This window comes from Christiangramia sp. 3-2217-3z (genome assembly GCF_051195275.1).
Classification (GTDB): domain Bacteria; phylum Bacteroidota; class Bacteroidia; order Flavobacteriales; family Flavobacteriaceae; genus Christiangramia; species Christiangramia marina.
In genome coordinates, this window is the sequence record NZ_JBNJLI010000007.1 from 80561 (window position 1) to 102453 (window position 21893).

The 21893-nt window shown below is 38.2% G+C and carries 22 protein-coding genes and 1 riboswitch; of the genes, 13 read left to right on the forward strand and 9 right to left on the reverse strand.

Annotated features, from left to right (window positions below):
• Positions 1–4: 4 nt before the first annotated feature.
• Complete coding sequence (locus ACSHZO_RS12835; RefSeq protein WP_298247763.1) at positions 5–658, reverse strand: TrmH family RNA methyltransferase; 654 nt, start codon at positions 656–658, stop codon at positions 5–7.
• 220 nt (positions 659–878) lie between these two features.
• Here ACSHZO_RS12835 and ACSHZO_RS12840 point away from each other — a divergent pair, with 220 nt between their 5' ends.
• The 3 genes from ACSHZO_RS12840 (at position 879) to purB (ending at position 3492) form a co-directional block, all read left to right on the forward strand.
• A complete protein-coding gene (locus ACSHZO_RS12840) occupies positions 879–1556 on the forward strand; it encodes an SIR2 family NAD-dependent protein deacylase (RefSeq protein WP_298247762.1) in 678 nt (225 codons plus the stop codon).
• On the forward strand, positions 1556–2092 hold the full coding sequence (locus tag ACSHZO_RS12845; protein WP_298247761.1) for a hypothetical protein: 537 nt from the start codon (positions 1556–1558) through the stop codon (positions 2090–2092). The genes ACSHZO_RS12840 and ACSHZO_RS12845 overlap by 1 nt, the downstream gene beginning before the upstream one ends.
• 62 nt (positions 2093–2154) lie before the next feature.
• Positions 2155–3492 (forward strand): adenylosuccinate lyase, encoded by a 1338-nt coding sequence (gene purB / locus ACSHZO_RS12850; protein WP_298247760.1) that lies wholly within the window; start codon positions 2155–2157, stop codon positions 3490–3492.
• A gap of 87 nt (positions 3493–3579) precedes the next feature.
• Here purB and ACSHZO_RS12855 read toward each other — a convergent pair whose 3' ends face one another.
• The 4 genes from ACSHZO_RS12855 to ACSHZO_RS12870 are packed head-to-tail and all read right to left on the reverse strand — an operon-like array spanning position 3580 to position 5665.
• Entirely contained in the window at positions 3580–4173 is a 594-nt protein-coding gene (locus tag ACSHZO_RS12855) for a DUF4252 domain-containing protein (RefSeq protein ID WP_298247759.1), read from the reverse strand.
• Between the two features lie 4 nt (positions 4174–4177).
• Positions 4178–4705 carry a DUF4252 domain-containing protein gene (locus ACSHZO_RS12860; protein ID WP_295179014.1) on the reverse strand — a complete coding sequence of 176 codons (528 nt, stop codon included), beginning with the start codon at positions 4703–4705 and terminating at the stop codon, positions 4178–4180.
• Positions 4706–4716: 11 nt separating this feature from the next.
• Complete coding sequence (locus ACSHZO_RS12865) at positions 4717–5169, reverse strand: hypothetical protein (protein WP_298247758.1); 453 nt, start codon at positions 5167–5169, stop codon at positions 4717–4719.
• Positions 5156–5665, reverse strand: coding sequence for an RNA polymerase sigma factor (locus ACSHZO_RS12870; protein WP_298247757.1), 510 nt, complete (start codon positions 5663–5665; stop codon positions 5156–5158). The genes ACSHZO_RS12865 and ACSHZO_RS12870 overlap by 14 nt, the downstream gene beginning before the upstream one ends.
• 135 nt (positions 5666–5800) lie before the next feature.
• Between ACSHZO_RS12870 and ACSHZO_RS12875 the strand changes: the two genes are divergently transcribed.
• Positions 5801–7306: a S41 family peptidase gene (locus ACSHZO_RS12875; protein ID WP_298247756.1), complete on the forward strand. Its 1506-nt coding sequence runs from the start codon at positions 5801–5803 to the stop codon at positions 7304–7306.
• A 71-nt stretch (positions 7307–7377) separates the two neighbouring features.
• Here the strand turns inward: ACSHZO_RS12875 and ACSHZO_RS12880 are convergent, their stop codons facing one another.
• Together ACSHZO_RS12880 and ACSHZO_RS12885 are read right to left on the reverse strand one after the other, a co-directional pair.
• Positions 7378–8421, reverse strand: coding sequence for a YncE family protein (locus tag ACSHZO_RS12880; RefSeq protein ID WP_298247755.1), 1044 nt, complete (start codon positions 8419–8421; stop codon positions 7378–7380).
• Between the two features lie 6 nt (positions 8422–8427).
• Entirely contained in the window at positions 8428–10263 is a 1836-nt protein-coding gene (locus ACSHZO_RS12885; protein WP_298247754.1) for a TonB-dependent receptor plug domain-containing protein, read from the reverse strand.
• Positions 10264–10295: 32 nt separating this feature from the next.
• Positions 10296–10538: riboswitch (cobalamin riboswitch) on the reverse strand.
• Positions 10539–10607: 69 nt separating this feature from the next.
• Between ACSHZO_RS12885 and ACSHZO_RS12890 the strand changes: the two genes are divergently transcribed.
• Genes ACSHZO_RS12890 through ACSHZO_RS12930 form a run of 9 tightly spaced genes read left to right on the forward strand, consistent with a single transcriptional unit; the run spans position 10608 to position 18545 of the window.
• Complete coding sequence (locus ACSHZO_RS12890; protein ID WP_298247753.1) at positions 10608–11741, forward strand: ABC transporter substrate-binding protein; 1134 nt, start codon at positions 10608–10610, stop codon at positions 11739–11741.
• Positions 11741–12772, forward strand: a complete 1032-nt coding sequence (locus ACSHZO_RS12895) for an iron ABC transporter permease (RefSeq protein WP_298247752.1) — start codon at positions 11741–11743, stop codon at positions 12770–12772. Before ACSHZO_RS12890 ends, ACSHZO_RS12895 begins: the two co-directional genes overlap by 1 nt.
• Positions 12772–13566 carry an ABC transporter ATP-binding protein gene (locus tag ACSHZO_RS12900; protein ID WP_298247751.1) on the forward strand — a complete coding sequence of 265 codons (795 nt, stop codon included), beginning with the start codon at positions 12772–12774 and terminating at the stop codon, positions 13564–13566. Before ACSHZO_RS12895 ends, ACSHZO_RS12900 begins: the two co-directional genes overlap by 1 nt.
• A gap of 58 nt (positions 13567–13624) precedes the next feature.
• The gene (gene rmuC / locus ACSHZO_RS12905; RefSeq protein WP_298247750.1) at positions 13625–15022 is read left to right on the forward strand and encodes a DNA recombination protein RmuC; all 1398 of its coding nucleotides are present in this window, start codon (positions 13625–13627) and stop codon (positions 15020–15022) included.
• Between the two features lie 13 nt (positions 15023–15035).
• Entirely contained in the window at positions 15036–16169 is a 1134-nt protein-coding gene (locus ACSHZO_RS12910) for a serine hydrolase domain-containing protein (protein ID WP_298247749.1), read from the forward strand.
• 1 nt (position 16170) lies between these two features.
• On the forward strand, positions 16171–16536 hold the full coding sequence (locus ACSHZO_RS12915; protein ID WP_298247748.1) for a 6-phosphogluconate dehydrogenase: 366 nt from the start codon (positions 16171–16173) through the stop codon (positions 16534–16536).
• 1 nt (position 16537) lies between these two features.
• Positions 16538–17089, forward strand: coding sequence for an acyl-CoA thioesterase (locus tag ACSHZO_RS12920; RefSeq protein WP_298247747.1), 552 nt, complete (start codon positions 16538–16540; stop codon positions 17087–17089).
• Complete coding sequence (locus ACSHZO_RS12925; protein WP_298247746.1) at positions 17086–18042, forward strand: bile acid:sodium symporter family protein; 957 nt, start codon at positions 17086–17088, stop codon at positions 18040–18042. The genes ACSHZO_RS12920 and ACSHZO_RS12925 overlap by 4 nt, the downstream gene beginning before the upstream one ends.
• Before the next feature lie 23 nt (positions 18043–18065).
• Positions 18066–18545, forward strand: a complete 480-nt coding sequence (locus tag ACSHZO_RS12930; RefSeq protein WP_298247745.1) for a hypothetical protein — start codon at positions 18066–18068, stop codon at positions 18543–18545.
• Here the strand turns inward: ACSHZO_RS12930 and ACSHZO_RS12935 are convergent, their stop codons facing one another.
• Together ACSHZO_RS12935 and carB are read right to left on the reverse strand one after the other, a co-directional pair.
• Positions 18546–18944 carry a DUF423 domain-containing protein gene (locus tag ACSHZO_RS12935; protein WP_298247744.1) on the reverse strand — a complete coding sequence of 133 codons (399 nt, stop codon included), beginning with the start codon at positions 18942–18944 and terminating at the stop codon, positions 18546–18548. It lies immediately after the preceding gene.
• A 68-nt stretch (positions 18945–19012) separates the two neighbouring features.
• Positions 19013–21865 (reverse strand): carbamoyl-phosphate synthase large subunit, encoded by a 2853-nt coding sequence (carB, locus tag ACSHZO_RS12940; protein ID WP_298247743.1) that lies wholly within the window; start codon positions 21863–21865, stop codon positions 19013–19015.
• Positions 21866–21893 lie beyond the last annotated feature (28 nt).

A 21893-nucleotide genomic window follows, 5' to 3' on the forward strand; every position in this document is an offset into this window, starting at 1 on the left:
ATAATTACTGATTACGAAAACGTTCAATAATCTCCTCTGAATTTTTTATGGTTTTCCTTGTCCAGGCCAGCCTTACTTCTTGCATTCGTTTTTCAGAAAACTGCCAATCTATATTAGAAGTGTCAAGTTTTTCTCTTAAAGACTGAAGTATGATCGCTGCAGAAACTGAGATATTCAGACTTTCAGTAAACCCATACATAGGAATTTTAATGCTTGCATCTGCCTCTCTGAGAATTTCTTCTGAAAGTCCGTTTTGCTCTGTTCCAAAAAATATGGCGGAAGGTTTTGCAATATCAAAATCTGCCAGCATTGTAGAATTATTATGAGGAGTGGTAGCTACGATCTGGTAGCCCTTTTGCCGTAATTCATGTAGACATTCCCTGGAGGTATTGTATCGATGTACATCTACCCATTTCTGAGCTCCCATGGCAATTTCCTTGTCGATTCGTCTAGGCAGGTTTTCTTCTATTACATGTAAGTTCTGGATCCCGAATACATCACAACTACGAACCACCGCACTGGTATTATGCAATTGGTAAACATCCTGGGCTACTACGGTAAAATGATCTGTTCTTTGAGTCAGAACTTTTTCGAAGAGATCGATCCTGCGCTGGGTCAACAATCCCTGTAAATGTTCAAGTAATTTCTGGTCGGTCATGGCTGTACTAAAATATAAAAACTGTGCTCTTTTAGAAGCGTTTCGCTGGTATTTATCTTCGACACCAATAATATACCTGATAACACCTGATTTTCAATAATTAATAGCTGAATAATTTTAAGGTAGATGAATTGAGAGTGCAATTATCTGGAAGCTTAATCATAATTTCTTTGTATTTTAAAACTTCAAGCTGGCGTTGCTAATCAGAAATCCTTAAGAAATGAAGAAAATAGTTGTACTAAGCGGAGCAGGAATTAGCGCTGAAAGTGGCTTAAAAACTTTCAGGGATGAAAACGGATTGTGGGAAGGTCATGATGTGATGGAAGTTGCCTCACCAATGGCTTGGGAAAACAACCGCGAATTAGTATTGGACTTCTATAATCAAAGGAGAAGACAACTTCTGGAAGTAGAACCGAATGCCGCACACTATGCTTTAGTAGGACTTGAAAATCAATATGATGTACAGATCATTACTCAGAACGTAGATGATTTACATGAACGAGCAGGTAGCTCGAATGTATTACATCTTCATGGTGAATTATTAAAAGCCAGAAGTACTTTCGATGAAAACTTGGTGATGGATTGGAAAAAAGATATTCGAAGTGGAGATTTTTGCGAACATAATAAACAACTTAGACCTCATATTGTTTGGTTTGGCGAAGCCGTTCCTATGTTTCAGAAGGCAGCAGATCATTGTGCAATGGCAGATATTCTTATCATTGTAGGCACATCCATGCAGGTATATCCGGCTGCCGGATTGGTAGATTTTATTCCGAAGAAATGTCCGGTATATTTTATCGATCCTAAACCAAATATCAGTGAAAATGCATCGCTTGAAATAATAAGTAAAAAGGCTGTGGAAGGTATTCCAAAGCTTGTAGCACAATTATTAGCTTGATGCAGGTAGTTCAAGATATTCTGGAAAATACCAGCTTGCGACTTGCTTCCAGAAAATATGCTGCAGAATCTATCCTATCTAATAATCTTTTGCCACAAACTATAGAATTCATCAAGCTCCCTCAGAAATTATCGATAAAAGCATGGATGACACTCGAAATTCTTGGCCGTGATAACTGTGAATTACTGGGAGAATTTATGTCAACTATTATTAATAGTGGAAAATTGTATTCTGATGGCTCTTCGAAAAGGTGTATGATGAAAATATTCAGTTTTCTAGTTAAATCACATTTCCATAAAAGCTCTTCAATTCATCTTCATCATGCTGAAATAAAGGAAATTATCAGGCTTTCCTTTCAATATTCAATGAACGATGAGAAAACTGCAACAAAAGTTTTTGCTATACAGAATATTTATGATCTCAGAAAGGAAGAAAAATGGATTGAAACTGAATTAATATCGCTTCTGGAAAAGAATATTTCTACTTCAACTCCGGGTTATAGATCACGGGCTTTGAAGATCCTGAGGAAATTGTAACATCTGTTTTTTAGTCAATCAGGAAGAAGTATCTTTATGCTTTAATACTTTAAAACCAAAAAATGACATCGCTCTCTGCAGTATCTCCAATAGATGGAAGGTATAGATCCAAAACCAAGCAACTTTCAGCATACTTTAGTGAAGAAGCATTGATACGCTATCGTATCCTTGTAGAAGTTGAATATTTTATAGCACTATATGAACAGGGCTTACCTCAACTTCAGGATGTAAATTCCGCAAACTTCCCGAAGCTAAGAGAGCTGTATCAAAATTTCACTTCGATCGATGCTCAGGCTATCAAGAAAATCGAAAAAGTGACTAATCACGATGTAAAGGCTGTTGAATATTTCTTGAAAGAAGAATTTGAAAAGCTTGGAATGCAAGATTCGAAGGAGTTTATTCATTTTGGTCTTACCTCTCAGGATATTAATAACACGGCCATTCCACTAAGTTTAAAAGAGGCTACGGAAGAGGTATACCTTCCAGAACTGGATGAAATTGTAAAAAAACTGGAATCCCTGGCTGAAGAATGGAAAGATATTCCACTCCTGGCGCGTACCCACGGTCAACCAGCTTCACCTACCCGACTTGGAAAAGAAATTCAGGTATTTGTAGTTCGAATCAAAGAGCAGCTACGATTTTTAAAAGATATTCCTCACGCAGCTAAATTTGGAGGAGCAACTGGGAATTTCAACGCTCACAAAGTAGCATACCCAGATACCGACTGGAAAGCTTTTGGACAAAATTTTGTAGAATCGAAATTGAAGCTTCACCACTCCTTCCCTACTACACAAATAGAACATTATGATCATGCGGCATCATTATTTGATGCTTTCAAACGCATCAATAATATTTTACTGGATCTGGATCGCGATATCTGGACTTATATTTCGATGGATTACTTTAAGCAGAAGATCAAAAAAGGTGAGATAGGTTCTTCAGCAATGCCACATAAAGTAAATCCAATAGATTTTGAAAATTCAGAAGGAAATCTTGGGATTGCCAATGCGATCTTCGAACATCTTTCAGCAAAATTGCCGGTAAGCAGGCTACAACGTGATTTAACCGATAGTACAGTTCTTAGAAACATTGGTGTTCCAATGGGTCATACGATCATCGCTTTTAAATCAACCTTAAAAGGGCTGAATAAATTGCTCTTAAATGAAGATAAACTACATGCAGATCTCGAGAATAACTGGGCTGTTGCTGCTGAAGCGATTCAGACGATTCTAAGAAGAGAAGGTTATAAAAATCCTTATGAAGCATTGAAAGGTCTTACAAGAACTAATGAAAGAATTACGAAGGAAAGTATTTCCAGGTTTATTGACGAGCTGGACGTGACTGAAGAAGTTCGAACTGAACTTCATAAGATAACGCCACAAAATTACACCGGAATATAAATATCTCTTCTCAACTCATTAAAAAAGCCTCCGGACGTTCCGGAGGCTTTTTCTTTCAACTAACTAAAAAAAATACTGTTTACTATTCTATAAAGTATCTGCAGCTATTTCCATTTCAACTTCAGTAGAATCTTTTTGCTTCGGTTTAGAATTCCCGAAAATATCGATCACTCCTTTTATTCCGCCTGTATTAATATCTTCAGATTTTAATGATTGCATCATTTCCATCATCTTCTCAGGATCCATATTTTCCCCTAATACCCGAGCAACTCCAAGCCCTTTTTCATTATCATATCCATATACGATTAGCTCATCGATAGCATCTTCCTCACCAATAAAGTACAGAGCCGCCTTGCGGTCGCTACCACCGTATCGCATCAACAATTGATATTTCTCATCCTGGAAGATCTCATCCAGTTTAATTTTTTCTTCTTCAAATTTCTGAGGATTCGCCTCTTTTTCGAGAGCCAATACATTTATTTTCTTGATAGTTTCCATGGTAGACTTTTGCTCTTCATCAAGCGCATCTGCATTGGTGAATAAACTGGTAGGAACATCTACAGCGAGAAAGTCGGTGTCCTGCTGATTCTCTACATAATACTTCTGTAAAGATTTTTCGTTATTACAGGACACTGCAATTAAAGAAAAGGTGCTTAAGAGTAATAATTTGATTGATTTCATAAGATTAAGATTTTTTGTTAGCTTTCTTTAATTCTTCGGCTCCAGGAACTTTTAGGTCTGCCGTTAATTTCGATAATTGTGAAAGATCGATCTGGCCCGTAATGCTAAGAATGATATTCATAGGCTCTGATCCTTCGGTTCCTTCAAGAAACATAAAAAGTTCGCTTACATAATTATCATTCTTTCCAGGCAGAGAATAAAATTTAATATTCTTACCATCGTCATTCACTCGCATGAGCTCTTCAAGACTGCCTTTAGCCAGGTAAGATTTTACATCACTTGACATTTGAGACATCACTTTAGGGTTTGATGATTTATAGATCTGGATTCTTTCCAAATTCTCTATAAGCTTCATATACTGTTGAGATTCCGGATCATTTTCACTGAGGTCTACTTTAGCCAGCATTTTAAACATTTTACTGGTCATCACCATCGCATCGACTTCTTTCATATTCTCATATTTCTCGAAGTTTTGAGCCTGGCTAAACATTGGAGCTGCAGCTAACAGCAGGGCAATTACTAACTTATTCATATTTTATAGATTTAGTTTAATTCAATTATTTGATTTTTAGTTTTATTAAATTCCTGCAAATAAACAAGGTCTGCGGTGCCTTCATTCATCATTGCTGAAACCATTTTCAAGGTTTGTTTCGTCTTTTCAAGAACTTGCTCCTGTTCGGTGATAGAACTCATTTCCGAATTTGTTAAAGATGCCTGTGGCTGGTTGAAGTAAAAAAGACCTAAGGCAACGATGATCACTGCAGCTATTGAAGTCCATGCAAACCAGTAGTTTCTCTTATCTAGTTCTATGGGTTCACTCTCCTTATATGTAGTGCTACTTTCTTGTGATTGAAATTTGAAAAGCAATGCATACGTTTCCAAATGTTCAGGTATTTCTTCCTGACTAAAATATTCTCTCAACTCCTTTTCTTCAGCAAGAGTTGTCTCACCTTCCTCATACCGACTGATTAACTTTTCTATTCTATTTAATTCCATAGTTATGTTTTTTTATCAGCTTTTCTCTTATAGCTTTTCTGGCTCTGGAAAGCGCAACGCGTATAGCTGTATGATTCATATTTGTAATTTCAGCGATTTCATCGTAGTCATGTTGTTCCACATCTCTTAGCTGAAAGATCAATTTTTGTTGTTCAGGCAAACTGTCAACAATCCTGCCCAACCACTGCATTTCATCATTTACCTCTATCTCTTTCTGTAAAGGAATTTGTTTGCTTTCATAATTTTGATGTACAATTCTCAGATTACTATTCTGCTTTAGTTTTAATTGATCCAGGCAATAATTCTTAGTGACCGTCATCGCAAAAGCTTCAACATTGGCATAATGCTTGATGTTGTCCTTTCGGCTCCATAGTTTTAATATCACTTCCTGAGTAGCATCTTCAGCCGCATCTCTTGAGGTGAGGAGTCTCAACGCCAATCGATATATTTTATCCTTTACAGGATTAATATGATTAAGAAAGATTCGCTCTTGCATTAATAGATGGTTAGTTTGATACTGCCTTGTTATACTTACGACGAGTTAGAAGTAGAAATGTTACAATAAATTTTTTATTTGTCTTTATGTAAGTATTTTTAAAAAAATTTAGAAAAATTTAACCTTAACTTAATTATGAAAATAAGTAAATACTTAATGCTTTTTGCTGTTGCAGGAAGTTTACTTACCGGATGTTCCAATGATGACGATGGATCTGGTGTTACAGAAAAACCCGTAGAGCCACCAGTAATTGGTGAAACTCCGGAAGAAAATCTTGAATTGGAGATCAAGGATTTTGTTTGGAAAGGAATGAACGAGATTTATGTTTATAAAAGTCAGGTTCCTGAACTTGGAAATAGCTTTTTTGACACACAAAGCGAACTTAACGAGTATTTAATGACATTCGATTCTCCTGAAAGTCTTTTCAATGATGGTTTGACGATAGACCAGGACCGTTTTAGTTTTATTACCGATGATTATATAGCCCTAGAGAATAGCTTTGCTGGTGTTTCTGAAACGACGGGCGTTGATTTCCGACTTTATAGATTTTCTGGAAGTGATGATCTTTTTGGTGTAGTTCGTTATATAATTCCTGGATCTAACGCCGAAAATGCTAATATAGAAAGAGGAGACCTGTTTATCACATTAAATGGACAAACGCTTAACATTTCTAATTATCGCGGATTACTAGAGGAAACTACACTTACCTTTGGTCTTGCTACTATTGAAGATAATACTGTATCTTCAACTGGGGAAGAAGTAACTATCGATACTCAGGTATTAACAGAAAACCCGATCCTTGTCACCAATGTACTTGATGTAAATGGAACCAAGGTTGGATATATGCTTTACAATAGCTTTGTAGCCGACTTTGACGATGAAATGAACGCTGCATTTGCAGATTTCCAGGCTGCGGGGATTACCGAATTGATTCTTGACCTGCGTTATAATGGTGGTGGCCGTGTTAGTTCAGCTACCAGATTAGCTAGTATGATCACAGGACAGTTTACCGGTGAGATATTCGCTAAACAACGGTGGAATGCAGATTATCAGAATTACTTCCTCAGCAATGATCCAGACAGGTTGTTCAACAGATTTACTACAGCTCTTGAGGGAGGTGAGGCGATCAACAGTCTAAATCTTACAAGATTATATGCAATCGTTTCCAGTTCTACAGCTTCGGCCAGTGAACTGGTAGTGAATGGGCTCGCTCCTTACATAGATGTGGTTACAATAGGAGACCAAACTGTAGGGAAATCACAGGCATCTGTAACCCTATATGACTCAAGTAATTTTGGAAGAACTGGAGCTAATCCAGATCATACGTACGCTATTCAACCATTAGTGTATGAATCTGTTAACTCAAATGATGTAGGTGTGCCATTTGACGGTATCACACCAGATACTGAAATTGTAGAGAGCATATCAGATCTTGGAGTTCTTGGAGAAGCTTCAGACCCATTGCTGAATGCTGCTCTAAATGTTATCGCTGGAAACAGAGGTATGATTTCCACTCAGAAAGAGTACTGGTATAACGAATTCAGCGAGTCTGGAGTTCAAAAAGCGACGTATCAGAAAATGTATATTGACGAATTACCTGAAATTCCAGGTCAGAATAAAAGATTAGAATTCTCTAAATAATTGAGAATTAGATAATAAAAAAAACCCAGCTCATTGAGCTGGGTTTTTTTATTTTAAAATCGATTGACCAATTAATCGATGAAATAAAAACTATTTGGATTAACTCCTACTTCAAATTCATTCTCTAATTCACCTGAATTATTGTAAATTCTTACTGTACCTGCAGAAGCGTAGTCTTTAGCATCTCCTGTCCAGATGAATCCATCTTCCACATCAAACGCATATAAAGTAATTACGTCGGTAAATTCGAATAAACTTTCTTCTGGAAATGTTGTGGCTGTCTCAGCTAAACCATATACCGCTAATCCTGATGTAAAATAAAACATGTCATTTTCAAAAACGAGATTTCTAGCACTATTCACTTCTTCAGGAAAATCAATATGGTAAGTCTCCTCTCCGGAATCTAAATTAAAAACCTGCAATTGTGACGAGGACAAAGCAAATAGCTGCTCACCTTCAATTTCAAAAGAATTTACCCCTTCCACAGTAGTATACGTTTTAGTTATTGAATTGGTTGCGGGATCAAAAGCATGGACTGCATTCCCAGTTCCAAATGAAGCTCCTTCAACATAAATAACGCCATCTTCTTCATCTACAAAATCAAGATAAGTACCAGCCACTACTGTTTCTTCCACTTCAAGAGAAGTAAGATCAATAACTGCAATAAAGTCATCGGTTCCTGTACTAAAGTCGGCCAGATTTGTTACATAAGCCTTTCCGTCATAGACCACTCCATAATACGGAATATTTAGACCACTATCTACCTGACCTTTATATTCAAACGTGTAACGATCAACTACTGTAATTAAATTGGAGCCATTGGCAATAATGTACGCATTATCTTCATCAAAGAACATAGATTGTACAAATTTACCAAGATCCATTTCTGGATTTACCGTTTCAAAAATATTGTTCTCTATAGAAGTACTGGCGGCATCTAAGAAGGAAACGGTCCCGGTAGATTGAGAGCCTTCATTTACCACAAAAACACCATTGGTATAGGCAGCACTTTCAGGCGGTGTTGGTTCTGCAATATTGTTATCATCATCACTACTACAGGAGTGTAATAAAAAAGAACCTATGAGGCTCAAAGTAAAAAGTTTGGTGATTTTCATTGTTAATTAGAATTTAAAATTGATATAAAAATTAAAATTGATTCCCGGCATCCACCGGTCTTCGACGTTTTGATAGGCTGTATCAAATAAATTGTTTGCTCTTCCGCCTAGCTCCCACTCTCTTTCCCTGCCCATAGTGTAAGCCAATGCCAGATTGGCTAGAAAGTACCCAGGGAGCTCTTCGCTATGATCTGTCCTGGTATATACTAAGCCATTGTATAAAACCTGTATAGAAGGCGTGAAATGATGAAAACTGTAACTCAAATTTCCTGTTGCTTTGTGAAATGGCACGTAAATTAACTGCCTGCTGGTTTCCTGATTTCTAGAAATTGTATAAGCATAGCTAAGCCTGGCATGGAAGTTTTGATCTTTTGAAAAAGTTTTATTCCAATTAAAAAAAGACTCCAATCCATAGATATTTACTTCGTCTTCATTTCCTGGTCGCCATATTCCATCGGTTCCGGGTAACCATCGTATCATATCACTTACATCATTATAATAAAAAGTAACTCCGGCTTCCATATTTTGAACACTAAACTGGTTCCCAAGTTCAGCCTGTAAAGATTTTTCAGTATTTATGTCAGGATTTCCTGCGGAAGACCAGTATAAATCATTATACGTCGGAATCCTGAAGTTTTTTGAAGCATTTAATTTCAGCGTATAGAAATCTGTCAGCTCATAATTCACTCCGAGCGAAAATAAGAGCGGACTCTCATAATTCCCGGTAATTTCCTTTCTAAGTCCCGCTTCATACTGTAAGACATCTGTAATTTGATGTTTTCCCAAAATAGCTGCTGAAAAAATATTCCGGTCGTTATTCCCAATGTTGCTTCCTTCCCCATCGGTATAGGTGTTTTGAATTACGGTGTTCAGCAGAATATCAGAATTTAGATTATAATCGAGATCGTATTTGGCGATTAAGCTTTTTGCTACTCCGAAAGAGTAACTATCAGACTCAGTATTCGCAAAATATTTATATTCTTCATTGATAAGAGCTAAACTCGTAGTTTGCTGGAAATCTGAAAGCTCAGCATGCCATTCCAACAAATTTCGATTGTTGAGATCCAGGTATTTGGTTCTGTTTTCTGAAGGACGTATTAAGGAAAAATGACGTTTACCACCATAGGTTTCACTAATAAATTTTAAAGTATGGTCTGAATCAATTCGATAACCCAATGCTATATTCACGCTATGATTGTAATACGCTCCATTTAAATTTTCTCCGCGATCGCCGGGAAACTCATAATTATTGTCGCTACTATTCCTGGCAAGTGCTAAATTTAAACTCCAATTATTCTTAGCCAGTTTAAAATTGTATCGAGTATCTACTGTATTAAAACTTCCGTACTGCAATAGCAACTGGTGTTCCTGTTTATTTCTGAATGATACTGAATTATTAAAATGAACGCTTCCGCCAATAGCTCCGGTACCATAAACCACACTACCCCCACCACCCCTAATTGAAATCTGATCATAGGCACCTGTATTCACAGTGTTAAAATCGAGCTGACCATTAAATTGTGAATTGATATTAATTCCATTCCAAATTACTGCTGTTTGGGATGCAGTAGTTCCTCGAAATGAAGGGGAAGAGACCATTCCACGACCATTTTCCTTGAAATAAATTGAGGAATTAAAATTTAAAATATCGGTTAATTGCGGCTGATTCTTTTTAAGTAGGGAGTCTGAAATTTTTGTAATATGCTGACCCGTTGAAAATTGCTGAAGCTTTACATCACTTAGCTCTACCTCCTGTAGCCAGTGAATGGAATCACTTTGAGCACGAGCTGATATACAGCAAATGCCAATAAGGATTAAAAAAATGTAGTTCGTTCTGTTCATAATCTGCCGACCTTTATCCCGAAAGTCACTCGATACTAGTTGAAATTCGGGCAGGTCTCCTGGCTCGCGTACTACAATTTACCTTCCCGCCTTTTGGCAGTGGTTTGAAGAATAATTGCAGCCACCCAAACGGGCTAAGCTTACAGTTGCGGGAACAGCTCAGGCATAAAGAAACACTATTATTTCTATAGAATTTAAAAAGTTCAAATTCTCCTGATTCCCTTTTAATTAACGCAGAAATACATCGACGTCAAACCAAAATTTCGAGGCGAAAATAAACAATTAAGTTTGGTAAGTCCTGGAAAAGTTTAAATAATCTTACTTTTGATAACCAAAAAACATTCGTGAAGCAGTCTATTTTTATAATTCTTTGTATCGTTTTAATTTCCTGCAAGGACAATTCATCCCGGCAGGAGACTATAAATCAGTCAGCTGAAACTACCTCAATTAAATATGCAGAGGGCTTTAGCATAAAATCCTATGAAAATTATAAGATCCTGGAAGTGGCCACCCCATGGCCAGGAGCAAAGATTACTTTCAGGTATGTACTTCACCAGTCCGGTGCCACTATCCCAGACAGCATCGACTTTGATGAAAAGCTGGAAATTCCTGTAAAAAATATCGTAGTCACCTCCACAACCCATATTCCGGCGCTCGAAGCTTTAGGTCTGGAAAATAAATTGACTGGCTTTCCTGGTACCCGGTATATCTCTTCAGAAAAAACCAGGAAACTGATCGACTCAGGAAGTATACAGGAACTTGGTCAAAACGAGAATATCAATACAGAGATCCTGATCGACCTATCGCCCGATGTAGTTGTTGGATTTGCGATCGATGCCACTAATAAAAGTCTTGAAACAATAAAAAAAACCGGAATTCCTGTACTTTACAACGGGGACTGGACTGAAAAAACACCTTTAGGTAAAGCTGAATGGATCAAGTTTTTTGGTGTGTTGTTTGACAAAAATGAGGAGGCTGAAAAAATATTCGATGATATTGAAACCTCCTACCTTAAGGCAAAAGAATTAGCTTCTCTATCTAAAACTAAACCAGTAGTGATAGCCGGTTCCATGTATAATGACAAGTGGTATGTTCCCTATGGTAATAGCTGGCAGGCGCAATTTATTAAAGATGCTAATGCAAGTTATCTATATGCTGATACTGAAGGAGAAGGCAGTCTGGCACTTTCATTCGAAAGTGTACTGGACAAAGCTGTTAATGCCGATACCTGGATAAGTTCCGGCCAGTTTGAGAGCTATGCTCAACTTACCGAGAACTCGGTTCACTACGATAAATTCAAAGCGGTAAAGGATAAAGAGGTTTATACCGTGAGCTTATCAAAAGGCGCTACTGGCGGAGTTCTTTTTTATGAACTTGGTCCACAACGCCCAGATCTAATCCTAAAAGACCTAATCACAATCTTTCATCCTGATCTTCTTCAGGATCATGAGAATGTATTTTTCAAACCTCTCAACTAATGTGGAGCAGGAAAAAGTATACTTTAACCATAGTCTTCCTGGGAGTTGCCCTTCTATGCTGCCTGCTACTCAATATTAGCCTGGGATCGGTAAGAATACCTTTTTCTGAAGTAATTGCCTCTCTTACTGGTTTTGCAGTAGAAAAAGAAACCTGGAGATATATAATTCTGGAATTCAGATTACCGAAGGCAGTCACAGCGATCATTACAGGATCTGGCCTGGCAGTTAGTGGTTTGCTAATGCAAACATTATTCAGAAATCCGCTAGCCGGACCCTATGTTCTAGGTTTAAGCAGTGGTGCCAGCCTAGGAGTTGCCATTGTATTTATGGGATCTGCACTATTCGGTGCTGGTTTTGCCGCAATATTGTTATCAAAATGGAGTCTCGTCATAGCATCGAGTTTAGGTAGCTTACTCGTGCTACTAGCCGTTATTATCGCATCATTACGACTTAGAGATACTATGGCGATATTGATCATAGGTCTTATGTTTGCCAGTTTCACTGCTGCGATCGTAAGTGTCCTGGCCTACTTTAGTCCCGCTGCAGATCTTCAGCAGTATATATTCTGGTCCTATGGCAGCCTGGGTAACCTGAGTTGGGAAGAAGTAGGTATTTTAACTGTTTTCTGGACTACTGGTGTACTTATCACACTTGCTTCCATAAAGAATCTCAATTCTTTGCTTCTTGGCGAACAGTACGCAAAAAGTATGGGAACCAATATCAAAAGAAATAGATTCCTGGTGATATTAGCAACCAGTCTGCTGGCGGGTAGTATTACCGCTTTCGCTGGGCCAATTGCATTTATAGGCCTTGCGGTACCGCATTTAATAAGACAGATCATCCCTTCTGCAAACCATATTATTTTGTTCCCGGCGATAATTTTTGGTGGAGCCATCTTAATGTTATTATGCGATATAGTCTCTCAACTGCCCGGCAGTGAATTTAGTTTACCAATAAATGCCATCACATCGCTTATTGGAGCACCCGTAGTTATCTGGCTTCTTATAAGAAAACGTAGATTTAATTTCTAATGGAGAACAAAAGCTCAAATAGCATTTTAAAAACTAGCGGACTCTCCATAGGTTATTCTGAAAGATCTACAGCTAAGATCATTGCTGAAAATATTGATTTTGAGATCGATAGGAACGAGCTTACTGCAGTTATAGGAGTAAATGGCGCTGGAAAATCTACTTTACTCAAAACATTAAGTAGATCACTTGAACCTCTTAAGGGTGAGGTTATTGTAAATAATAAAAATATAAGCAACATCAGTTCAGAAGAGCTTTCAAAACAGCTTAGTCTTGTACTTACTGAACAGCATGTTTCAAGAAATTTAAGCGTCCGGGAATTGATCGCTCTGGGTCGGCAACCATACACGAACTGGATCGGGAAACTGGATCGGGAAGATAAAGAAGCCGTACAAAATGCTATAGAACTTGTTAACATAAAAGAACTCGCAAATACAAAGTGTTACGAACTTAGCGACGGACAGTTTCAGAAGGTCTTAATAGCCAGGGCAATTGCACAGGACACTTCTTTGATCATCCTGGATGAACCTACCACTCATCTTGACATTTATCATAAAGCGTTTATGCTGAAATTACTGAAACAACTTACAGAAAAGACCGGTAAGGCGATCATCTTTGCAACTCATGAGATCAACCTGGCCATACAACTTTGTGATAAGCTAATCATTTTGAAGGATGGCAAATCGTTTACTGGTACACCGAAGGAATTGATGGCTTCTGGTGTTTTCGATTCGTTATTTCCTTCTGAACTTATTACCTTCGACAGGCAATCGGCCAGCTTCAGAATAAGCAGCTAAAACCGATAAAATACGCTGAAGAATTTCCGAAATAATTATATTTAGCAAACTACGATTTATGCCTGAACCGGTCTTCCTGATGATTCTCTGTCTGTTTGTTTTCGCCTTAGGCTTCGCACTTGCTTACTTCTTAAAAGTCACAAAATCAAAAGAGGTTTTAAAAAATGCCGACTATCAAATTGAACAACTTAAACTTCAGATAAATAGTGGTAGAAAACTTTACACCAGTCAGTTAGAAGATCATAAAACGAACATATCACAGCTTAAAAATGAAAGCATAGAAGTGCTTCAGAAAAAAGAAGAGCAATTGGAAACTCTTAGAAATGAGCGTGGAAAAATTCAGATTCTATTGACACAGAAAGAAGCCGAAAATGAGCACCTACTAGAGAAAAGTAAGACCCTGAACCAGGAAATTGAGAAACTGCACGCAAAATTTAACGAGCAATTTGAAAACCTCGCTAATCGGATCTTCGAACAAAAATCTGAAAAATTCACGGATCTGAATCAGAAGAATATTTCTGCGATTCTGAATCCGCTTGATAAAAAATTAAAGGAATTTGAAGATAAAATTAATGATAGCAACCTGGCTTCAGTAAAAAGACATGCAGAACTGGGAGAAAAATTACGATTTCTGAATGAGCAAAATATTAAAATTAGCGAAGAAGCGAACAATCTCACCAAGGCTTTAAAAGGGAACACCAAAATGCAGGGAAACTGGGGTGAAATGATCCTGGAGCGGGTCCTGGAAAAAAGCGGACTTACCAAAGGTAACGAATATGATGTGCAGCAAAGTATTTCCACACAGGAAGGAAAACGAGTAATCCCGGATGTAGTGATCAATCTGCCGGGTGCTAAAAAGTTGATCGTGGATTCTAAAGTTTCGCTTAATGCTTATGAAAGGTATGTAAATGCCGAAGATCTCACTGAGCAGTCTGCTCATTTAAAAGATCATTTGCTGGCCCTGAAACAGCGTGTTCAGGAATTAAGTAAAAAGAATTACCAGATGCTTCACCAGGAGGCAAGCCCCGATTTTGTACTGTTGTTCATCCCAATTGAAGCGGCATTTGCGGTTGCTAGCAATGAAAACCCTAATCTTTACAACGAAGCTTTTGAGCAAAACATTATTCTGGTAACTCCTACCACCCTGCTCGCGGTACTAAGAACGATCGAAAGTATGTGGCAGAATGAAAAGCAAAAGCAAAATGCGATAGAGATCGCAAACCAGGCCGGTGCTTTATATGATTCTTTTACGAATCTTACCATAGAACTGGAAAAAGTTGGCAGACAGATTGGGACAGTTCAGAATTCGTATGACGGTGCCATGAAAAAACTTACAGGAAAAGGAAATCTTATTAGAAAAGTGGAGCGTTTGAAAAAACTTGGAGCTAAAGCCTCAAAACAGATCGACCGTAAACTAATTCGAGACTCAAATTCAGAAACTTTGAACGAGAATTAAATATCTTGCAGCCATGAAATTCTGGATCAGTTCAATTTTATTCATCTTTTTATGCACCACCCAGGCGCAGGAGATCTATTTCCCTTCAGATACACTCTGGGAGTCAAGGTCACCCGAAACTTTCGATCTCAGCCTGGATGCAGCAATCAACTTTGCTAAGAAAAATGAATATTCCGGAGCCCGAGACCTTGAACAAGCCATTTTGAAAGGTTTTGAACTGGAACCTTTTCACAAGATTATGGGACCCGTAAAGCGCCGTGGTGGTCCGGCAGGATTGATATTAAAAAACGGCTATAAAATTGCTGAATGGGGCGATATTCAAAGAGTGGATATGACCTTTAGTGTTACCAAAAGCTTTCTTTCTACTACCGCGTTAATTGCTTTACAGAAAAATATCATTCGCAACCTCAATGATACCGTATCAGGATATGTTTGGGATGGCACATTTGACGGTCCACACAATTCTAAAATTACATGGAAACACTTACTTCAGCAAAATTCTGACTGGAGTGGTGAGTTGTGGGATAGCCATGACTGGACAGACAGACCCTCGGCAAATGGAAATATCGATAGCTGGAGATCCCGTAAGTTAAATGAACCCGGTACATTTTTTAAATATAATGATGTACGAGTAAATGTACTCGCTTACAGCCTGCTGCAAGTCTTCAGAAAGCCTTTGCCTGCCGTTTTGAAGGAAAATATTATGGACCCAATTGGGGCATCACATTCCTGGCGGTGGTTTGGTTATGACAATTCCTGGACAACCATCGATGGCTATAAAATGCAATCTGTAAGCGGCGGTGGTCATTCTGGTGGCGGCATGTTTATCAATACTGAAGATATGGCCAGGTTCGGATTATTATTCCTGAATAATGGCGTGTGGAAGGATCAAAAACTTCTTGAAAAAGATCTTATTAGCGAGGCTTTAATACCTTCTACTTCCAACACCAATTATGGTTATATGTGGTGGCTGAATGCTGAAGGAGACCGACATATGGAAGATTTAGATAAAGATCTTTTTTACGCAGCTGGATTTGGAGGTAATTTTATCATCATTGACCAAAAACAAAAATTAGTAATCGTGACCCGATGGCTTGAACCTTCCAAACTTGAAGAATTTCTCAACCTGATCTATAAAAATCGATAACATGAAGAAAACATTAATATATATACTAGGTGGTATATTCATACTCTGGCTGCTTTATTATGCATTTGTATATTTTGTGCCTTATAGTGAAGGAACCAGAAGCGGTGAGCTCATCAAATTCAGCCGCAAAGGAGTGATCACAAAAACCTGGGAAGGTGAAATAAGTCAGGGAATAAGCGGTGCTCAGATATTTAGTTTTTCTGTTCTCGATAAAAATGACGAAGTGATCAAAGATCTTCAGGAATATGAAGGGAATTACGTGAAACTTACCTACATAGAACGCTATTCCACCTTCTTTTTCTGGGGAGACAGCAAATATTTTATTACTGAAGTAGAGCAATCTCAAAGTCCACATTTTAGAAGATAATATGCAGCAAAATTATAAAAGCGTTGAAGTAAGCCAGGTCGTTATCTCCGAATTGATGCTACCCTCTCACTCCAATTTTAACGGCAAGATTCATGGTGGCTATATATTATCACTCCTTGATCAAATAGCCTTCGCATGTGCCTCGAAACATTCAAGGGCCTATTGTGTTACTGCAAGCGTTGATACCGTTGATTTTCTGAAGCCTATTGAGATCGGTGAACTGGTGACAATGAAAGCTTCTGTAAATTATGTGGGTAGAAGCTCTATGGTAATAGGAATTCGCGTGGAATCTGAAAATATTCAAACGGGTGATATTAAACATTGCAACAGTTCGTATTTCACAATGGTTGCAAAGGATAAAGAAGGGAATTCCATTGAAGTTCCAGGTTTAGTCCTGAAATCTGATGATGAAATTCGGCGTTTCGCTAAAAGTATCAAACGTAAGGAAATGAAGGATTTCAGAGTAAATGAATTTCATGAAACCGATTTTGCTTCTGAAAAATACTTGCATATCCTGGAAGATCATAAGGCTAAAATTGAGATGCATTCGTGAGATCGAACTGGTTTATCATAGCGATATTTGTTGCGATCGCAATAGCATACTTTCTTCCGCAGGGCCCGGAAATTTTACCTTTAAAAACTATTACCGATATAGGAATTGGACTCATATTCTTTTTCTACGGACTCAAATTATCGCCGGCAGAGTTTAAACAGGGTTTGATGAATTATAAGATTCATATCATTATTCATTTAACCACTTTTGTTGTTTTCCCACTTCTGTGTATCGCTTGTCTACCGCTATTTGAAGAGGGGCTGCAATCTGAATCCTGGATTGCGCTGTTCTTTCTGGGAACCCTGCCTTCTACCGTCTCATCATCTGTAGTAATGGTCGCGCTGGCGAAAGGAAATCTGCCTGCGGCTATATTTAATGCTAGTTTATCCGGACTTATTGGAATACTTGCAACGCCACTATGGTTGGGACTGGTACTGGAAAGCTCAACAGATTTTGACTTTTTTAGCGTATTGCAAAAATTGATGCTGCAAATCGTAGCACCTTTGCTTATTGGATTATTTCTTCAAAAGTTTCTGGGAAACTGGGCCAGAAAACACGGTAAGAAGCTTAGTAATTTTGACAAGGCTACGATCATATTGATAATTTATACAAGTTTCAGCAATTCATTTTCCTCAAACATCTTTGTTAATATTAGCTGGAGTGAGATCTTAAAAATGGCAGGAATCGTTATTGTTCTTTTCTTTCTGGTGTATTACGGCACCCTGTTCGCGAGTAAGGCATTAAAATTGAACACAAGCGATACCATTACTGCTCAATTCTGCGGAACAAAAAAATCCTTAGTGCATGGCTCTGTAATGGTTCGGGTGATCTTCGGAAGTACAGCAAATTCTGGATTGATACTACTTCCCATCATGCTGTATCATTCCACTCAACTTATTTTGATCGCATGGTTCGCTGAAAAATATAGAAGCAGGAAATCAGATCTTCAATAATTATCCTATTTTTATGCTGAATTATGAAAAACACTACCTACATTTTCTTTTTTATCAGCCTCTTTTTATTTGGCTGTAAATCTGAAGTACCCGAAAAAATTGAGAAGGTTTCAGTAGAAAAACAGGAAATAGCGGCTCCGAAGACCGAAAGTATTCAAAAGATCGAATGCTACACTTACCTTGAAAGTAAGGATACGATCTATATGGCTTTAAGGATCAAAGATGATTCTATTGTAGAAGGCGATCTGTCTTATTCACTGTTCGAGAAAGACCAGAACAAAGGTAGTATTAGAGGAAGAATTTCCAATGATTCTCTTTTTGCCAGCTACCAATATACTTCAGAAGGAAAGGAATCAGAAAGAGAAGTATTCTTTTTAAAAAGCCCTGATGGCTTCGTTGAAGGCTTTACAGAAACAGAAAAATCTAATGGAAAAGCCAGCTTCAGAAACAAAGATTTTAAGCTGAATGATCGCTACACTTTACAGCGTACAGATTGCCAATAATCAGACATTTAGATAAACAGCTATTTCAGCAATACTTATTGTGAAAAAGATCCATCCCAGGATTAGGAACAACCCACCCAGAGGAGTAACCGGACCGAGTATTTTTAGCTTTTTATTGATCGAACTACTATAGGTAAGACCATAAATACTGAAGGAAAACAGCAAGATCCCGATCATAAAAAACCAGGCGGTGAGCTGCTGTCCAGTTTGAGTAAAAGGAAATACAATTCCTGTAATGATCAATATGATCGCATGATACATTTGATATTTTACACCGGTTTCGAAACTCTTTAATTGATCGTCATTAAAGGTTTTTTTAAAGGCATGAGCTCCAAAGGCTCCTAAGATTACAGCGAGCGCCCCCAATATTCCACCAAATATTAAAACGAATTCTTTCATTTTCAACTATTAAAAAAGGCCATTCTGAACATAGAATTCAGAATGACCTTTAATTTCTATAAATTTAACTACTTACTTAAGTACATTTTTCTTCTGGAATATAGGTCGTAGAACTCATCGTCCTTCAAACTATCAATGAACAGGATACTTTCTCCGGTACTCTTCATTTCTGGTCCAAGCTGTTTATTCACATTGTAGAATTTATTGAATGAAAAGACAGGCTGCTTAATGGCGTAACCTTCCAGCTGAGGATTAAAGTTGAAATCCTTCACTTTCTTTTCACCAAGCATCACTTTGGTTGCGTAATTTACATAAGGCTCTTTATAAGCTTTTGCAATGAACGGTACTGTTCTCGACGCTCTTGGATTCGCTTCGATAATAAATACCTTATCATCCTTGATCGCAAATTGAATATTGATCAATCCAACTGTGTTAAGCGCCAGAGCGATCTTGCGAGTGTGATCCTTGATTTGCTGCATTACCAGGTCTCCTAAGTTGAAAGGCGGCAACAAGGCATGAGAATCACCAGAATGTATTCCACAAGGCTCGATATGCTCCATGATCCCGATAATGTAGACATCTTCACCATCACAGATAGCATCTGCTTCAGCCTCTATTGCACCATCAAGATAATGATCCAGAAGTAATTTATTGTTAGGAATTTTTCTAAGAAGATCTACCACATGAGCTTCCAGTTCGTCCTTATTGATCACGATCTTCATTCCCTGACCTCCAAGTACATAAGATGGTCTTACCAGGATAGGGAAATCCAGTTCTTCAGCAAGCTTAAGGGCTTCGTCTGCATTTTCTGCAGTTCCAAAGTCTGGATAAGGAATATCGTTCATTTGTAATAGAGTTGAGAAGCTACCTCTATCTTCGGCTAAATCCAGGGCCTCATAACTGGTTCCCATGATCTTGATTCCGTAGCGATCAAGTTTTTCCGCAAGTTTAAGAGCCGTTTGCCCCCCAAGCTGTACTATAACTCCTTCAGGTTTCTCATGCTGAATAATGTCATAAATATGCTCCCAGAACACAGGTTCAAAATACAACTTATCTGCAGTGTCGAAATCTGTAGATACTGTCTCAGGATTACAGTTGATCATGATCGTTTCGTAACCACATTCTGCAGCAGCAAGAACACCATGAACACAGCTATAATCAAACTCTATCCCCTGTCCTATTCTATTGGGACCGGAACCAAGCACTATGATCTTTTTCTTATCTGAAACCTTGCTTTCGTTATCCGTATAATGCGTTCCATCTTTGGAACGAATTCCTTCCTCGAAGGTGGAATAATAATACGGAGTCAAAGCCTCAAATTCCGCAGCACAGGTATCCACAAGTTTATAAACCCGGTTAATCTGTAATTCTTCTCTCTTCTTATAAACTTCGCTTTCCAGACAGTCAAGCATATGTGCAATTTGTCTATCAGCAAAACCTTTCTGTTTGGCTTCCAGCAGAAGGTCTTTCGGAAGATTTTCTTTATCATATTTAGTGATCTCCACTTCAAGAGCGTGAAGATCCTCATATTGTTTCAGAAACCACATATCGATCTTCGTGATCTCGTGAATTCTACTAAGAGGTATTCCCATTTGTATGGCATCGTAGATCACAAAGACCCGATCCCAGCTTGGGTTGGTTAATTTATCTATGATCTGGTCATAATCCTTATAACCCTTTCCATCTGCACCCAATCCATTTCGTTTGATCTCAAGCGATTGTGTAGCTTTATGAAGAGCTTCCTGGAACGAACGCCCAATTCCCATCACTTCCCCTACAGATTTCATCTGAAGACCTAATGTGCGATCTGATCCTTCGAACTTATCAAAGTTCCAGCGAGGGATCTTAACGATCACATAATCAAGTGAAGGTTCGAATAATGCTGAAGTTGATTTGGTGATCTGGTTCTCAAGTTCATCAAGATTATAACCTAAAGCCAGTTTTGTAGCGACCTTTGCAATAGGATATCCAGTCGCTTTAGAAGCTAAAGCTGAAGATCTAGATACCCGCGGATTGATCTCAATTGCTACGATATCCTCTTTTTCATCGGGACTAACCGCAAATTGCACATTACAACCTCCGGCAAAATCTCCAATACTACGCATCATTTTAATCGCGAGATCACGCATTCTTTGATACGTTTTATCGCTAAGTGTCATCGCTGGAGCAACTGTGATCGAGTCACCGGTATGGATTCCCATTGGATCCATATTTTCAATGGCACAAATAATTACTACGTTATCGTTTCTATCGCGCAGTAGTTCCAGTTCATATTCTTTCCAGCCTAACAATGCTTTATCGATCAACACCTCATGAATTGGAGAAGCTTCAAGACCTCTGGAAAGCATCTCGTCAAAATCTTCAGCACGGTGCACAAAACTGGCTCCACCCCCACCAAGAGTAAATGACGCTCTAATAACTAATGGAAATCCAAATTCCTGGGCAACTTCCTTTCCTTGTAAATAAGAAGTCACCGTTTTGGCCGGAGCGACTGGCACTCCAAGTCTTCCCATTAGCTGTTTGAACTGCTCACGATCTTCACAAATATTGATCGCATCGATATCAACACCAATAAGTTTTATATTAAAATCATTCCAAATACCTTTTTCATCTGCTTCTATACATAAATTCAGTGCAGTCTGGCCACCCATAGTTGGCAGAACAGCATCAATCTCGGGATGATCTTTCAGAATTTCAATAATGGATTTTGTAGTAAGTGGCTTAAGATATACATGATCGGCCATGGAAGGGTCGGTCATGATCGTTGCAGGATTGGAATTGATAAGTATGGTTTTAATCCCATCCTCTCGCAGAGATCTAAGAGATTGAGTACCTGAGTAATCGAACTCACAGGCCTGCCCAATAATAATTGGACCAGAACCAATGATTAAAACGCACTTGATGTTGTTGTTTTTAGGCATGATTAAGATTTGATCGTGTTGTTAGTTG

What these genes read in the sequence shown, in the direction of transcription:
- ACSHZO_RS12835 (WP_298247763.1), bottom strand. Translation starts at nt 658, where the DNA reads ATGACCGACCAGAAATTACTTGAACATTTACAGGGATTGTTGACCCAG.
- ACSHZO_RS12840 (WP_298247762.1), top strand. Translation starts at nt 879, where the DNA reads ATGAAGAAAATAGTTGTACTAAGCGGAGCAGGAATTAGCGCTGAAAGT.
- ACSHZO_RS12845 (WP_298247761.1), top strand. Translation starts at nt 1,556, where the DNA reads ATGCAGGTAGTTCAAGATATTCTGGAAAATACCAGCTTGCGACTTGCT.
- purB (WP_298247760.1), top strand. Translation starts at nt 2,155, where the DNA reads ATGACATCGCTCTCTGCAGTATCTCCAATAGATGGAAGGTATAGATCC.
- ACSHZO_RS12855 (WP_298247759.1), bottom strand. Translation starts at nt 4,173, where the DNA reads ATGAAATCAATCAAATTATTACTCTTAAGCACCTTTTCTTTAATTGCA.
- ACSHZO_RS12860 (WP_295179014.1), bottom strand. Translation starts at nt 4,705, where the DNA reads ATGAATAAGTTAGTAATTGCCCTGCTGTTAGCTGCAGCTCCAATGTTT.
- ACSHZO_RS12865 (WP_298247758.1), bottom strand. Translation starts at nt 5,169, where the DNA reads ATGGAATTAAATAGAATAGAAAAGTTAATCAGTCGGTATGAGGAAGGT.
- ACSHZO_RS12870 (WP_298247757.1), bottom strand. Translation starts at nt 5,665, where the DNA reads ATGCAAGAGCGAATCTTTCTTAATCATATTAATCCTGTAAAGGATAAA.
- ACSHZO_RS12875 (WP_298247756.1), top strand. Translation starts at nt 5,801, where the DNA reads ATGAAAATAAGTAAATACTTAATGCTTTTTGCTGTTGCAGGAAGTTTA.
- ACSHZO_RS12880 (WP_298247755.1), bottom strand. Translation starts at nt 8,421, where the DNA reads ATGAAAATCACCAAACTTTTTACTTTGAGCCTCATAGGTTCTTTTTTA.
- ACSHZO_RS12885 (WP_298247754.1), bottom strand. Translation starts at nt 10,263, where the DNA reads ATGAACAGAACGAACTACATTTTTTTAATCCTTATTGGCATTTGCTGT.
- ACSHZO_RS12895 (WP_298247752.1), top strand. Translation starts at nt 11,741, where the DNA reads ATGTGGAGCAGGAAAAAGTATACTTTAACCATAGTCTTCCTGGGAGTT.
- ACSHZO_RS12900 (WP_298247751.1), top strand. Translation starts at nt 12,772, where the DNA reads ATGGAGAACAAAAGCTCAAATAGCATTTTAAAAACTAGCGGACTCTCC.
- rmuC (WP_298247750.1), top strand. Translation starts at nt 13,625, where the DNA reads ATGCCTGAACCGGTCTTCCTGATGATTCTCTGTCTGTTTGTTTTCGCC.
- ACSHZO_RS12910 (WP_298247749.1), top strand. Translation starts at nt 15,036, where the DNA reads ATGAAATTCTGGATCAGTTCAATTTTATTCATCTTTTTATGCACCACC.
- ACSHZO_RS12915 (WP_298247748.1), top strand. Translation starts at nt 16,171, where the DNA reads ATGAAGAAAACATTAATATATATACTAGGTGGTATATTCATACTCTGG.
- ACSHZO_RS12920 (WP_298247747.1), top strand. Translation starts at nt 16,538, where the DNA reads ATGCAGCAAAATTATAAAAGCGTTGAAGTAAGCCAGGTCGTTATCTCC.
- ACSHZO_RS12930 (WP_298247745.1), top strand. Translation starts at nt 18,066, where the DNA reads ATGAAAAACACTACCTACATTTTCTTTTTTATCAGCCTCTTTTTATTT.
- ACSHZO_RS12935 (WP_298247744.1), bottom strand. Translation starts at nt 18,944, where the DNA reads ATGAAAGAATTCGTTTTAATATTTGGTGGAATATTGGGGGCGCTCGCT.
- carB (WP_298247743.1), bottom strand. Translation starts at nt 21,865, where the DNA reads ATGCCTAAAAACAACAACATCAAGTGCGTTTTAATCATTGGTTCTGGT.